The organism is Pseudomonas oryzihabitans, from assembly GCF_001518815.1.
In the GTDB taxonomy this organism is placed as follows: Bacteria; Pseudomonadota; Gammaproteobacteria; order Pseudomonadales; family Pseudomonadaceae; genus Chryseomonas; species Chryseomonas oryzihabitans_E.
Genome location: NZ_CP013987.1, coordinates 3,514,728 through 3,527,903, shown reverse-complemented (window position 1 = coordinate 3,527,903; position 13,176 = coordinate 3,514,728). Strand labels below are relative to the sequence as shown.

At 63.0% G+C, this 13,176-nt stretch carries 12 protein-coding genes; 2 read left to right on the top strand and 10 right to left on the bottom strand.

What is annotated here, in order from left to right; translation table 11 throughout:
* Positions 1 to 330 precede the first annotated feature (330 nt).
* From APT59_RS22465 to APT59_RS16050, 8 genes are all read right to left on the bottom strand, one after another.
* A complete protein-coding gene (locus APT59_RS22465; RefSeq protein WP_156428968.1) occupies positions 331 to 1,284 on the bottom strand; it encodes a DUF5677 domain-containing protein in 954 nt (317 codons plus the stop codon).
* Between the two features lie 195 nt (positions 1,285 to 1,479).
* Positions 1,480 to 3,426: a putative bifunctional diguanylate cyclase/phosphodiesterase gene (locus tag APT59_RS16080; RefSeq protein ID WP_059315774.1), complete on the bottom strand. Its 1,947-nt coding sequence runs from the start codon at positions 3,424 to 3,426 to the stop codon at positions 1,480 to 1,482.
* Between the two features lie 416 nt (positions 3,427 to 3,842).
* A complete protein-coding gene (locus APT59_RS16075; RefSeq protein ID WP_059315773.1) occupies positions 3,843 to 4,520 on the bottom strand; it encodes a type 1 glutamine amidotransferase domain-containing protein in 678 nt (225 codons plus the stop codon).
* Positions 4,521 to 4,665: 145 nt separating this feature from the next.
* On the bottom strand, positions 4,666 to 5,916 hold the full coding sequence (locus tag APT59_RS16070) for a hypothetical protein (RefSeq protein WP_059315772.1): 1,251 nt from the start codon (positions 5,914 to 5,916) through the stop codon (positions 4,666 to 4,668).
* A gap of 177 nt (positions 5,917 to 6,093) precedes the next feature.
* Positions 6,094 to 7,269, bottom strand: a complete 1,176-nt coding sequence (chrA, locus tag APT59_RS16065; protein ID WP_059315771.1) for a chromate efflux transporter — start codon at positions 7,267 to 7,269, stop codon at positions 6,094 to 6,096.
* Between the two features lie 11 nt (positions 7,270 to 7,280).
* Complete coding sequence (gene arsC / locus APT59_RS16060) at positions 7,281 to 7,706, bottom strand: arsenate reductase (glutaredoxin) (protein ID WP_059315770.1); 426 nt, start codon at positions 7,704 to 7,706, stop codon at positions 7,281 to 7,283.
* Positions 7,703 to 8,749, bottom strand: coding sequence for an ACR3 family arsenite efflux transporter (gene arsB, locus APT59_RS16055; RefSeq protein WP_059315769.1), 1,047 nt, complete (start codon positions 8,747 to 8,749; stop codon positions 7,703 to 7,705). Before arsB ends, arsC begins: the two co-directional genes overlap by 4 nt.
* A gap of 95 nt (positions 8,750 to 8,844) precedes the next feature.
* A complete protein-coding gene (locus tag APT59_RS16050; RefSeq protein ID WP_059315768.1) occupies positions 8,845 to 9,168 on the bottom strand; it encodes an ArsR/SmtB family transcription factor in 324 nt (107 codons plus the stop codon).
* A gap of 234 nt (positions 9,169 to 9,402) precedes the next feature.
* Here APT59_RS16050 and APT59_RS16040 point away from each other — a divergent pair, with 234 nt between their 5' ends.
* Both APT59_RS16040 and APT59_RS16035 read left to right on the top strand, forming a co-directional pair.
* Positions 9,403 to 9,936: a GNAT family N-acetyltransferase gene (locus APT59_RS16040; RefSeq protein WP_059315766.1), complete on the top strand. Its 534-nt coding sequence runs from the start codon at positions 9,403 to 9,405 to the stop codon at positions 9,934 to 9,936.
* Positions 9,936 to 11,096, top strand: a complete 1,161-nt coding sequence (locus APT59_RS16035) for an MFS transporter (RefSeq protein ID WP_059315765.1) — start codon at positions 9,936 to 9,938, stop codon at positions 11,094 to 11,096. The genes APT59_RS16040 and APT59_RS16035 overlap by 1 nt, the downstream gene beginning before the upstream one ends.
* Before the next feature lie 20 nt (positions 11,097 to 11,116).
* Here APT59_RS16035 and APT59_RS16030 read toward each other — a convergent pair whose 3' ends face one another.
* Both APT59_RS16030 and mntR read right to left on the bottom strand, forming a co-directional pair.
* Entirely contained in the window at positions 11,117 to 12,430 is a 1,314-nt protein-coding gene (locus tag APT59_RS16030) for a methyl-accepting chemotaxis protein (protein ID WP_059315764.1), read from the bottom strand.
* Between the two features lie 100 nt (positions 12,431 to 12,530).
* Complete coding sequence (gene mntR, locus APT59_RS16025; RefSeq protein WP_059315763.1) at positions 12,531 to 12,980, bottom strand: manganese-binding transcriptional regulator MntR; 450 nt, start codon at positions 12,978 to 12,980, stop codon at positions 12,531 to 12,533.
* Positions 12,981 to 13,176 lie beyond the last annotated feature (196 nt).

Below are 13,176 nucleotides of genomic sequence, written 5' to 3'. Positions count from 1 at the left end.
GTTGGTCCGCCACGGACGCGACCGAACTGCCAGTTGATCCGTCGCCACGCATTATTCCGGCGACTGGCTTGCCGACCTAGTGCTCCACGCCGGTAGCCACGGAATGGATAGTGAGATATAAAGTTGGATTTAGTTGTATTTTTAATGCGGGGCGGGAATACTGTCTCGTTAATTTTTCATAGGCTAGAATCGGGTATGCGGTGAGCTATCGGCACAGAAGTTGTGAAAGGAAGAAGAGATCCATTTCAGCACTCGGATAACACTTCTTGTACTCTGCATGTGGACAGCACTGCAATAGACAAAGCGAGGCAAGGCGCTTAGCTGTGGCTGTTATATATCTACGTGAACTAAGTTGACCTTTCCGTGGTAACTAATTGACTCTATCTCGTTGTAGCAATTTTTGCTGGTGATAAAGATGTAGTCCAGCAAAAGATTTCTCTCGCTATCGTCTAGAGCTTTTGGAGTTATGACGTTCATCGCTGTGCAATGTAAGGATCGACTTGTGAAAGCGTAGAGAAAATAGTAATGATCAGACATCCCAACATTTTTTGCCTTATCGTGCCAATTCCATCGTATGTTTAGTCCAAGCTCCTTTAGCTTTGAGAGGTCGGCTTCAGTGTGTGATTTTTTTAGATCCTCAAGGTGGTTTTGCAATACGGATATTCGTTCCTGGTGATGTGGGATGACTTTGGTTTTTATTAGATGAGCTTGATAAGAATAGCCATTTTGTTTTGCAGCTTCGGCATATATTGAAAAAGAATTTCTGGCTTTAGAGTCCACTGCGGCTCTTTGATCGGAGAGGAACTTTTCCACAGTATCTATACCTGCTTCAGAGATATCACCCTTGCTCATTAAATTTTCGTATGTTTCAAGGTCGGGTTTGTCTTCTTCTGCCAGCTCTTCGAATAGCTCGATCTCGCCTTGAGCTTTTTTGATGACTTGCTCTTGGCTCTTTATTTGTTCATTAAGTAGCTGATAGTAGAACACTAAGCCGTAGCCGTGATCTTTATTGAAAAGCTTTAGCCATATTATGTTTTCAAATAAATTGCGTGCAAGCGACACTAATTCTATGTCGCTTTCTAGCCTTGATATTCTATATATGTCTCGAAACTTTTCAAGTGTTCCCTCCTGAGCTTTGAGGATCCAGGTCTTTTCTGAGTTTTTATAGTTTTTATCTGTGTGCGATAACCAGCTCAGCTGTCCACGCACCTTTGCTAGAGCTAGCTCGTTTTTTGAGTCAATGGTTTCATGTATTTCTTGTCGTGTTTTATCTAGGTTTAGCACGTTCAAATGCCCTCTGGTAGTGTTCTATGGGCCTCGTATTCATCGAGTTGCCTCGCATTCTTTGAGAGGCCCTCGATGGAGTACTGGGAGGCCCTTCGCAAGCCTGCTGGTAAGGGGGGTAGTCGTAGGCGACAAGATCGAACTCGAGTTGCTGCTAGAGCATAAGCGCCTATCGCACCTCGCCCTCTCGACAAATCAAACCTCCAGCACCTCAGCCAAATGCTCCCCCTCCAACCAACCCCTAATCTCACTCGCCCGCATCGGCTTGGCGAACAGATAACCCTGCGCCCGCGTACATCCAAGATTCTTCAGCGCACCCAGTTCTGCAGCGGTCTCCACCCCTTCTACGATGCATTCCAGCTGCATGTCCTGGCACAGGGCGATCAGGGATTTGACGATCTTGAAGCTGGCCGGGTCTAGGTGGAGGTCGGTGACGAAGGTGCGGTCCACCTTGAGTTTGGTCAGCGACAGCGCGTGGATCTGGCTCAGGCTGGAGTAGCCGGTGCCAAAGTCGTCGAGGGAGATGCCGCAGCCCAGTTCGCGAAAGCGGCTGATGGCGCGCTGGGTCTGGGGCAGGTCCTGGATGGCGGCGGTTTCAGTGATTTCCAGGTCGAGACAGGCCGGGTCGAAACCGCTGCGCTTGATCAGCTCGACGATCTGCTGAGCGGCGTCCTCCGAGCCACAGTCGTGGGCGGAGAGATTGAAGGCCAGGCGGATACCGGCAGGCCATTGCGCGGCCGCCTTCAGTGCCTTGCCTAGCAAGGGCAGGGTGAGGCGATTGACCATGCCGACGCGCTCGGCGGTCGGGATGAAGTCACCGGGCGGCACGTTGCCCAGCTCCGGACTTTCCCAGCGGGCCAGGGCCTCGAAGGCCACGGTCTGCTTGCTGTGGATGTCCACGATGGGCTGGAAGACCATGTAGAACTCGCGTTCCAGATCGGCTCGGCGCAGGGCCTGTTCGGTCAGGCCTTCGCGATTGAGTTGCTGGCGATGGGCGGTGCTGAACAGGCAGGCCGTGCCGGGGCGGTGGCGCTTGCTCTGGTACAGGGCGTAGTCGGCGTGTTCATAGACGTCCGTGGCGGTAAAGGCCTGGTCGGGAAAGGTTGCGATGCCCAGCGAGCCACTGATCTGGATGGGCATGACCACCAGCAGGAAGGGCTCGCGCAGGCTGGCACAGACCTTTTCGCCAAAGGTCCGCAGCTGCTCGTCGTTCAAGACCCGGGTGATGATCAGGCTGAATTCGTCGCCGCCCAGGCGAGCCAGGTGGACGTCCTCATCGAGCAGTCCGCTGAGGCGCTGGCCGACCTGATAGAGCAGCCGGTCGCCCACGCTATGGCCATAGATGTCGTTGACCGGCTTGAAGCCGTCCAGGTCGATCAGGCCCACGGCCAGGCGGGTCCCCTGCGCGCGCGCGTCGGCCAGCAGGGTATCGAGGCGGGCAAAGAACTGCCGCCGATTGGCCAGGCCGGTCAGGCTGTCCTGGTTGGCGAGCTTGAGGTTTTCCTCGCTGAGCTTGGCTGTTTGCGCCTGTATGTTCACCAGGCGGGTGAAGTCGGCGTACTGCGCCCTGAGAATGATCAGCATGGCGATGGACACCAGCAGGACGTCGATCGCCGTGGCTACGAAGGTGATGATGCCGGTGGACGCGAAGAACACCACGAAGGCCGTGTTGACCACGGCGGTGGTGGCGAGGGCAGCGGGCAGCAGGTGCATCATGCAGAAGATGCAGCCGATGACGGTGATCGCCATATAGAAGGCGACATGCGCCTGGGTGTAACTGTCGCCATAGGGAAACAGCGCCAGTGGCCAGGCGGTGAACGCCAGGGCCACGACAGGCGCGAGCCCATTGGTACGTTTCAACGCCGTCAGCATCTGCGCTGGGCTGCGCGGTTGATTGCGCGTGCGGATCCATTCCGTCGCCCGGATCACGCCGAACAGCGTCATGAGCAACGGGCAATACACCACCAGCCAGCGTGGTGCGACGGCATAGTGGGTGCCCGCCAGCATCAGGGTGTTGATCAGCAGGATGAAGTACATCATCGGCAGCTGGCGAGACAGCGCAAGGTATTGCGCCTTGACCAGGCCAGGATTGTCCTTGGGCACGGACATCAAGGCTCGCATGCCAAGTAGGGTTTTCTTCATCAGGCAATGCTCTGAAAATACGACCAGTTAGATAGCCGCACGGAATGTCCTTTCCAGTCTGGGCGAAGCAGGGCTAAACGCTTCGCTTATGAGAGGGTGTCGGCCGCCCCTTGGATTTCCACACCCTTTACGACCAATGGCACTTTGATCTCATTCGATTAGTCAATCGTAATAGGGGTAAGCGAGCGCTCTCGAACAGCCTTGACGATCAACCGCCGGCAAGCGCTATCGGTGAAAGGTGCGAGACCTGAGGTTACAGGCTCGCGAACCAGAGCGTCCAAGGTGTCGGTAGGGGCTGGACGATGCTGATCCGCAGCCTTGCGGTCAGGTCTCTGGCATGCGCGCCGCTAAATAGGTGGTGATAGGCCACCATGAAAAAGCCCGCCATTAGGCGGGCTTTTTCATGTCCGGGACGCTCAGCCCAGCTTGGTCAACAAGGCATCCGCCGCTGCTTCCGAACTGGCCGGATTCTGGCCGGTGACCAGGTTGCCGTCTTCCACCACGAACTCGCCCCAGTCTGCGCCTTTCTCGTAGCGGGCGCCGAGCTTCTTGAGTTCGTCTTCCACCAGGAAGGGCACCACGTCGGTGAGTTGCACGCCGGCTTCTTCGCTGTTGGTGAAGCCAGTTACGGTGCGGCCCTTGACCAGCGGGGTGCCGTCGCCGGCCTTGACGTGGCGCAGTACACCCGGGGCGTGGCAGACCAGGCCGAAGGGTTTGTTGGACTGGGCGAAGGCTTCGAGCAGGGCGATGGAGTCGCGGGATTCGGCGAGGTCCCAGAGCGGGCCATGGCCGCCGGGGTAGAAGAGGCCGTCGTAATCGTCGGCCTGCACTTCAGCCAGCTTGACCGTATTGGCCAAAGCCTGCTGCGCTTCGGGGTCGTTCTTGAAGCGCTCGGTGGACTCGGTCTGAGCGTCGGGGGCGTCGCTCTTGGGGTCCAGCGGGGGTTGGCCGCCAGCCGGGGAGGCCAGGGCGATCTGGGCGCCGGCGTCCTTGAAGACGTAGTAGGGGGCGGCGAATTCTTCCAGCCAGAAGCCGGTTTTCTTGCCGGTGTCGCCGAGCTGGTCGTGGGAGGTCAGGACCATCAGGATCTTCATCGCGCGTTCCTCGTGTTCGAAAGGGTATCGCTAGACAGACCCTGGGTCCGCGCTGTGAGTGCCCGACTTCTTCGGCAAGCCACGAATACCTCACAGAAGCAGCAGGGGAGCCGCCCGGTTGGGGCGGCCATGGCGTTCAGGTAGATCAACCCCAGCCGAGGCTACCGCCCGGCTCATAGCGCTCACGAGCGGAGACGGTGCTGGCGACGTCATCAAGGTTATGAACGCCTACCAGTTGGATCAGCGAGTCCAAGTTGTCGACCTGGCCTTCGTAGCCTGCGTCACGGAAGACATAGGTGTCCTGGCCGTAGTGGAAGACGGCGGCATTGACCAGGCCGGTGGTGGACTGGGTCACGGTGTTGAGCGCGGCGAACAGGCTGGTCGCTTGCGCCAGGGCGGCGTCTTGGATGGTGACCACGGCTTTCTCGTCGTACACCGCGAAGCCGAAGATGATGTGGTCATCGTTCGCGTTGTAGTCCGTGACCGTCACATGGTTGGCGGCCAGGGAACGGTTGGCGGCGGCGCTGCTACTGCCATCGAAGTTGACCAGACTGGGTTCGAGGCTCAGGTAATCGGGCCCTTCGCCCAGGGTAATGGTGGCCCCGTGGCCGTAGCTGCCGTTCAGGTTGGCGTTGTGGGCGGCTACGCCTTTGGTGAACAGCAGGTCGACGTAATCGTTGCCAGCGCCGGCGTTGATGATGACGTCGGCCTGCTGGATGTGAGCGCCGATCTGATCGCCACCGGCGCCGGTATCGACGGTGATGGCCTTGACCCGCGAGTGTGCGAGGGAGGCGACGCTGTCCAGTTCCGCGGCGGCGATGGTGCTGACACTCACCGAGTCCTTGCCGCTGCCGGTGATCACGCTCTTCAGGAAGGCGCTCTGGCTGGCATAGGCGTAGTCATGGCCTTCGGTGTAGCCATGCAGGAAGTCAATCGATAGGCCGGCAGTGGAGGTAGAGCCGTCGAAGGTCTGCAGGCCATCGAAGTTGTCCAGGGTGATCAGATCGCTTTCATTGAACTGATTGGTCGGCACGTCGGTGAGGCTGACGGTCAGCTTGGCGATGCTTGAATCCAGGGTGCTATCGCTGGCGGTGGCGCCGCGGGTATGGCCGTCGAGGCGGGTGACCTGGTCTTCCCAATGACCGGTCAGGGTCAGTTCGCTCAGGGTCGAGCCGGCCGCATAGTGCGGGCCCTTGGCATCGAAGGTCTTGGCGAAGCCTACCTGCTCGGGGGCGGCATTGATGTCGAGCGTGAGACGCGGCTGGCTGTGGAAGGCGTAGTAGGTGACGCCATCAGCGGTGCCGGCCGGCTTGGCAGGCGCGGCGGCCAGGGGCGCCTTGGCGAAGGCAGAGGTGAAGAGAGGAGCGGCGGTGTCCAGGGGATTCTTGTAGGTCATGGCGGTCATCCTTAATGCATGTCAGGCCGAGCGCTCGCTGGACACGTTCTCGCGCAAGGCAAGACGTTTCTGACAGCTGAACGTCACGCCGACAGTGCCTAGCTTTTCACGGAGCTACAGCGAACCACACCGCAATTTCATCGGGCCACTAGTGGCACGCCGCCAAACGGTAGTGCGCTAAAAGTTCAATAGACTGACGAATAGGACGACCAACAGCGCGATCAGTACCGGGGACCAGCGGGTACGCAAGAGCAGCGCCAGGGCCAGCGCGGCCAGGGCGACGTCCAGCAGGTCGTGGATGGCACCCGTCCAGACCGGATCGTAGAGCGCCGCCAGCAGCAGGCCGACCACGCCGGCATTGAGCCCGGTTAATGCGCGTTGCCAGCCGAGGTGCTGGCGCAGGCTCTGCCAGAAGGGCAGGGCGGCAAGCAGGAGGAGGGTGCCGGGCAGAAAGATCAGCAGGGTCCAGAGCAGGCCGTTGAACCAGGCGGGGAGCGCCGAGGGCACCAGGGCGCCAAGGTAGGCGGCAAAGGTAAACAGCGGTCCGGGCACGGCCTGGGCGAGGCCATAGCCGGCCAGCACCTGGCCATCGCTGACCAGGCCAGTGGGGACCACCACCGCCTGCAGCAGCGGTAGCACGACATGGCCGCCGCCGAACACCAGGGCGCCGGCGCGGTAGACGCCCTCGCCTAGGCTACCCCAGGCGGGCAACAGCAGAAGCGGCAGCAGGAACAGCAGCAGGGCGACGACACCCAGGCGCCGGGAGGGTCCCATTTGTAGGACCAGGGCCGGCGGCGTGGCAGTCGGCGCCAGTGCCAGGCGACCGACCAGGGCGGCAAGCCCCAGCCCCAGTAGCTGACCGGTTGAGCCAGGCAGCCAGAGGGTGAGACCGGCAACGATCAGGGCGACGACGCGGCGCCGGGTATCCGGGCACAGCGTGCGGCCCATGCTCCAGACCGCCTGGGCCACTACCGCCACGGCGAAAACCTTGAGGCCATGCACCGCCGCCGAGTCGGCCAGCTCTGGATAGCGGGCGAGACCGAGGGCGAAGAGGATCAGCAATAGCGCGGAGGGCAGGGTGAAGCCTAGCCAGGCCGCCAGCAGGCCCCAGCCCCTGGCGCGGCCCAGACCCAGGGCCATGCCGACCTGGCTGCTGGTGGGGCCGGGCAAGAGCTGGCAAAGGGCGACCAGTTCGGCGTAGGCGGGCTCGTCCAGCCAGCGCCGGCGAACGACGAAGGCCTGGCGGAAATAGCCCAGGTGGGCGATGGGGCCGCCAAAGCTGGTGCAGCCCAGGCGCAGAAAGATCAGGAAGACCTGCCAGGCGCTGTCCTTATCGCGGGCAATGTCGCGCATGGCGGCCCCGATCAGCCGCGCGGCGCCGCAGGCGGTACCACCACCTCGCCGTCTTCCTTGACGAAGGGCCCGCGCTGCGGCTCGGGCAGGATCTCCAGCACCTGCTCCGAGGGCCGGCAGAGCCGGGTGCCCAGGGGCGTCACGACGATGGGTCTGTTGATCAGGATGGGATGGTGCAGCATGGCGGCGATCAGCGCCGCGTCGTCCAGTTGCGGATCGTCCAGCCCCAGCTCGGCATAGGGCGTGCCTTTCTGGCGCAGGAGGTCGCGCACGGGCATGCGCAGGTCCGCGATCAGCCGTTCCAGCTGCGCCCTATCGGGCGGTGTCTCCAGGTAGTGGATGACCGTCGGCTCGACGCCGCTGTTGCGAATCAGGCTCAGCACGTTGCGCGACGTGCCGCAGGCGGGGTTGTGATAGATGGTGATGTCGCTGCTCATGGGAGGTCTCGACGGGAGGAGAGGGCGCCGCGTTCGTACCAGCCGCGTGAACCGTTCACCAGGCGCACGACCAGCAGCATCAGCGGTACCTCGATGAGGACGCCCACCACGGTAGCCAGGGCGGCTCCCGAGTGGAAGCCGAACAGGCTGATGGCGGCGGCCACGGCCAGTTCGAAGAAGTTGCTGGCGCCGATCAGCGCCGACGGACAGGCGACGCTGTGGCTCTCGCCCACCAGGCGATTCAGCCAGTAGGCCAGCGCCGAATTGAACAGCACCTGGATCAGGATGGGCACAGCCAGCAGGGCGATCACCAGCGGCTGCGCCAGGATGGCTTCCCCCTGGAAGGCGAACAGCAGCACCAGGGTGGCCAGCAGCGCCGCGATCGAGAGCGGCCCCAGGCGAGCCAGGGCGCGGTCGAAGGCCGCCTGGCCCTGGCGCAGCAGCGCGCGCCGCCAGAGCTGGGCAAGGATCACCGGCAGCACGATGTAGAGGACCACCGAAATCAGCAGGGTGGCCCAGGGCACCGCGATCGACGACAGCCCCAGCAACAGGCCGACGATGGGGGCGAAGGCGAACACCATGAGGGTGTCGTTCAGCGCGACCTGGGACAGGGTGAACAGCGGATCACCCTGGGTGAGCCGACTCCAGACGAAGACCATGGCGGTGCAGGGCGCCGCCGCCAGCAGGATCAGGCCGGCGATGTAGCTGTCCAGCTGCTCGGTCGGCAGCCAGGGGGCGAAGAGCTGGCGAATGAACAGCCAGGCGAGCAGGGCCATGGAGAAGGGCTTGATCGCCCAGTTGACGAACAGGGTGACGCCGATCCCGCGCCAGTGATGACGTACCTGGCCCAGGGCGCTGAAATCCACCTTGAGCAGCATCGGCACGATCATCACCCAGATCAGCAGGCCGACCGGCAGATTGACCTGAGCCACCTCGATCCGGCCGATGAAGCGGAAGAGACCGGGCGCCACCTGGCCCAGGGCGATGCCAGCCAGGATGCACAGCGCGACCCACAGGCTGAGGTAGCGCTCGAAGGTGTTCATGCGGGGGGCTGTCGGCGGGCAGGAGGGTGGACTGTTCATGGCGGGCCTGGTGGAGGTCGGTGAAGGGTCAGGGGTAGGAGCTTTGCCCGGACGGGTCAGCAGAGGCAGCGGGCGGTGTCGGTGACCGCGCAGTCGACACCGGCGCAACAGTGCTCGGTGAGATAGCCGAGCAGGGCGTTCATCTGGCCATAGGCGGCGCGATAGATGAGGTTGCGGCCCTGCTGTTCCACCGTGACCAGGCCGGCATTGGCCAGCTCCTTGAGATGGAAGGAGAGATTGCTGCGCGCCACGTCGAGTTGGTCGGCCAGCAGGCTGGGAGTGAGCCCTTCGGCCCCCGCGACCACTAGCGCTCGAAAGACCCGCAGGCGCTGGGCGTGGGCAAGGGCGGCAAGGGCGGATACAGCGAGATCTTCATTCATGATTCAATAATACAAGGATCGTTGAATGATTGAACAGGTGGCGCTAAATGTGAGTCGGTGCCGCCGGTCAGCGGGGCAGGTGGCGCAGCGCGCTCACCACCTGGTGCAACTGGATGACATCGAGCCCGCGCATGCCGAGGTTTTGCTAGGGCCAGGGTTAGTCGAGCACAGCTTTGTCTTTGGCTGGTCCTCCCGGCATGATCGCTCCCTCGACTCCCTGGATGGACAGCCTCCGTGAACACCGATCTGCAGCTGCGCGACGCCACCCTCGCCGATCTACCTGCCATCCAGGCCATCTATGCCCAGCATGTGCTGCATAGCTGCGCCAGCTTCGAGCTGGAGCCGCCGGATGTCCTGGAGCTGGAACGTCGGCTCGCCGCCGTGCGCCAGGCTGGTCTGCCCTACCGGGTCGCCGAACGGGATGGCGAAGTGGTGGGCTATGCCTACGCCGTGCTCTACCGTCCAAGACCGGCCTATCGCCATACCGCGGAAGACTCGGTGTACGTGCGTGAAGGTTTCGGCGGCCAGGGCATCGGTCGGCGGTTGCTGGAAGAGGTGGTCGCGGCCTGCACGGCGGCGGGCTTTCGCCAGCTGGTGGCGGTGATCGGCGACAGTGCCAACCAGGGCTCCATCGCCCTGCACCAGCGCCAGGGCTTTCGCATGGTCGGTACCTTCGAGGCGGTGGGCTTCAAGCACGGCCGCTGGGTGGACACGGTCCTGATGCAGCTCAGTCTGGGCGAAGGCGATCGCACCCCGGGTACGCGTTGATGACGCCGATGCCGAGCGACCGCGCCATCTGGCAGCTGGGGCTGATGCAGCTGTTGGCCTGGGGCCTGGCCTTTTATCTCCCCGGAGTCTATGGTCCGGCCATGGCGGCGGGGCTCGGCTGGGACGCGCGCTGGGTCTATGGCGGCTTTTCGCTGGCGATGCTGACCATGGGACTGGTGTCGCCCTTCAGTGGCGCGGTGATCGAACGCCTGGGTGGCTGCCGCACCCTGCAGCTCGGCCTGGTGCTCGATGCCCTGGGTTGCCTCGGCCTTGCGGCCGCTCAATCGGCGCCACTGTTCTACCTGGCCTGGGTGACCCTGGGCGTGGGTATGCGGCTGTCATTGTACGACGCCGCCTTCGCCACCCTGGCCCGGCTGGCGGGCGAGCGCTCGCGGGCGGTGATGGTGCGCATCACCCTGCTGGGCGGCCTGGCCTCGGCGGTGTTCTGGCCCCTGGGCCACTGGCTGCTGCAGGTGCTGGGCTGGCGCCTGGGCCTGGTGGTCTATGCCGGCATCGCCCTGGCTGGCCTGCTGTTGCTCGTGCCGCTGCCCAATGTCCGCGGACGTTTGCCCAGTGCCGAGTTGCCGCCCGCGGTGGCGGGTGGTTCGCCACGCCTGGCTGGGGTGCTGTTCGCCACCGGGATGGCGTTGATCGGCTTTCTTTCGGCGGGGCTCTCGGCCCATCTGCCGGCGCTGCTGGCCGAGCGGGGCGTACCGGTCGGCGTGGCCGCGCTCTGGGGCATCGGCCAGGTTTGCGCACGGCTGGCGGAACTGGCCTCCGGACAGCGGCTGTCGGCGCGCCAGCTCAATCTGCTCCTGGGTCTGGGGCTGCCGCTGAGTTTCGCCCTGGCCCTGGCGAGCGACGGTCATCTTCTATTGACCGCTGGCTTCGTCTTTCTCTATGGCGCGCTCAATGGCCTGGTGGCGGTACTGCGCGCCAGCCTGCCGCTGGAGCTGTTCGACCGGGCGCTCTATGCGCGCCTGACCGGCAAGCTGCTGGCGCCGAGCTTCCTGCTCTCGGCGGCCGCACCCTGGTGCTATGCCCTGGCGCGGGAGAGCTGGGGTGACCGTGGCCTGCTCGGGCTGTGCCTGCTGGTCAGCCTGGGGGTGACCCTGGCCGCCGTGGGGCTGCTGGGGCGACGGCGTCCGGCTCCGGCCTGAGGCGGGAGCCAGGGCAGGGCTCAGTTCAGTCGACGGGCGAACTGACCCACCGCACCCACCACGCGCTGGGCACCGTCCTGGATCTCGGTGATGCGGGTGCCAGCGGCGTTGGCCAGCTGCAGGCCCTGTTCCGCCTGATGCTTGCTGGCGGCCATGTTGGCCACGGCGGTCTGCGCCAGCTGCTGGTTCTGCTGCACCACCCCGACGATCTCCTCGGTGGCCTTGCTGGTGCGACCGGCCAGTTGGCGGACCTCGTCGGCCACCACGGCGAAGCCACGGCCTTGTTCACCGGCGCGGGCGGCCTCGATGGCCGCGTTGAGGGCCAGCAGGTTGGTCTGCTCGGCGATGCCGCTGATGGTCTTGACGATGGTGCTGATGACCAGCGACTGCTCGCCCAGGGCCTCGATGCCATTGGAGGCCACCTGCAGTTCCTCGGCGATCTTGCGCATCACCGAGACGGTGTCCTGCACCACCTCGGCTCCCTGACGGGCGCTCTCGTCGGTCTGCTGGGAGATGTCGAAGGCCACCTTGGCCGCTTCGGCCACCGCCTGTTCCTGCTCCACCTGCTCGGTGATGACGGTGGCGAATTTCACCACCTTGTACAGCTGGCCACGGGTGTTGAGCACCGGGTTGTAGGAGGCTTCCAGCCAGACCGTGCGGCCGTGGCTGTCGATCCGCTTGAAGCGGCTGGCGATGAATTCGCCGCGGTTCAGTCGCGCCCAGAACGCCTGGTAATCGGCGGAGTTGGCTTCCTCGCTGGTACAGAACAACCGGTGGTGCTTGCCCTGGATCTGCTTGAGCGAATAGCCCATGCCCTGCAGGAAGCGGTCGTTGGCGGTGAGCACCTCGCCGGCCAGGTTGAATTCGATGACGGCGGTGGAGCGCAGCAGGGCGTTGATCAGGCCGGAGTGCTCGGTGGAGGTCTCAACCTGCTCGGTACGATCGTTGGCGAAGCAGATGGTCTTGTGGATCCGGCCCTGGGTGTCGCGCAGCGGCTGCCAGGTCGAATAGAGCCAGGCCTCCTGGCCATTGGAGCGCAGCAGGCGATACATGCCACTGGTCTGGGTGCCTTGACTGAGGGCGCTCTTGAGGTCGCGGTAGCAGGGCAATTGTTTGACGTATTCGGGAATGAAGGCGTCCAGCGGACGACCGACCACATTCTCGGGGCGGTAACCCATCTCGCGGCAGAAGCGCTCGTTGACGCGCTCGATGTTGCCACGGTCATCGACAGTAAGACTGAGTGCCTGGCTTTCGAAGCCGGCGTGCAGTTGACGCAGTTCGGCGACCTCGGCCCGTAGTTGGGCGAGCTCGGTCTTCAGATGGCGATTGAACATGGCAGGACACCGACAGAAGTGAAAGTATGACTTCTACTACTTCGACGGTGCCTGGATTTTCTGAAGGGGAAGGCCGCGACTTTCGACTAAAGCCGTAGCCTCAGCCTTGGCGGCTGGCGATGAAGCGCCGGAAGACTTCCAGGGTGGCTTCGCTGACGTGGTGCTCCATGCCCTCGGCATCGCGGCGGGCAGTGTCGGCGTCTACCCCAAGGGTCAGCAGGAAGGTCTCGACCACATGGTGGCGCGCGCGGCTGGCTTCGGCCAGGGCTTCGCCCTCGGGCGTCAGGAAGACCCCGCGATAGGGGCGCTGCACGATCAAGCCGGCGGCGGCCAGGCGCTTGAGCATCTTGGCCACGGTGGGCTGGGCGACGCCGATGCGCGCGGCGATGTCCACCTGGCGCGCTTCACCTCCGTCCCGGATGAGATCGGAAATGAGCTCGACATAGTCTTCGATCAGCTCCTGACGATGCGCCTCGCGGACCTGTTGAAAACCTTCCATATGAATGGATGGATCGACCAACCGATTCAGCAGTTCGTCGTCCTTTGTCATGTTGCCCACCTGAATGACCTTCTCCGCAAGAGCCAAGGCGCTTCGGAGGGAAGCGCTCGGGCGCCATTTTGACCGAGTTGCCGGCGAATACCAAAGATTCCTTCGCCAGTGGGCGTTATCGACGGATGAGATAGAGATTTTTTATTGCTGGATGTGTGAATTTTAGCCTAGGCTAAATTCTCCAAAGGGTAGTCCT

Bases quoted from the DNA above. Each gene is read 5' to 3' on its own strand.
- APT59_RS16080 (WP_059315774.1), bottom strand. From the start codon at position 3,426: ATGAAGAAAACCCTACTTGGCATGCGAGCCTTGATGTCCGTGCCCAAG.
- APT59_RS16075 (WP_059315773.1), bottom strand. From the start codon at position 4,520: ATGAAGATCCTGATGGTCCTGACCTCCCACGACCAGCTCGGCGACACC.
- APT59_RS16070 (WP_059315772.1), bottom strand. From the start codon at position 5,916: ATGACCTACAAGAATCCCCTGGACACCGCCGCTCCTCTCTTCACCTCT.
- chrA (WP_059315771.1), bottom strand. From the start codon at position 7,269: ATGCGCGACATTGCCCGCGATAAGGACAGCGCCTGGCAGGTCTTCCTG.
- arsC (WP_059315770.1), bottom strand. From the start codon at position 7,706: ATGAGCAGCGACATCACCATCTATCACAACCCCGCCTGCGGCACGTCG.
- arsB (WP_059315769.1), bottom strand. From the start codon at position 8,749: ATGAACACCTTCGAGCGCTACCTCAGCCTGTGGGTCGCGCTGTGCATC.
- APT59_RS16050 (WP_059315768.1), bottom strand. From the start codon at position 9,168: ATGAATGAAGATCTCGCTGTATCCGCCCTTGCCGCCCTTGCCCACGCC.
- APT59_RS16035 (WP_059315765.1), top strand. From the start codon at position 9,936: ATGACGCCGATGCCGAGCGACCGCGCCATCTGGCAGCTGGGGCTGATG.
- APT59_RS16030 (WP_059315764.1), bottom strand. From the start codon at position 12,430: ATGTTCAATCGCCATCTGAAGACCGAGCTCGCCCAACTACGGGCCGAG.
- mntR (WP_059315763.1), bottom strand. From the start codon at position 12,980: ATGACAAAGGACGACGAACTGCTGAATCGGTTGGTCGATCCATCCATT.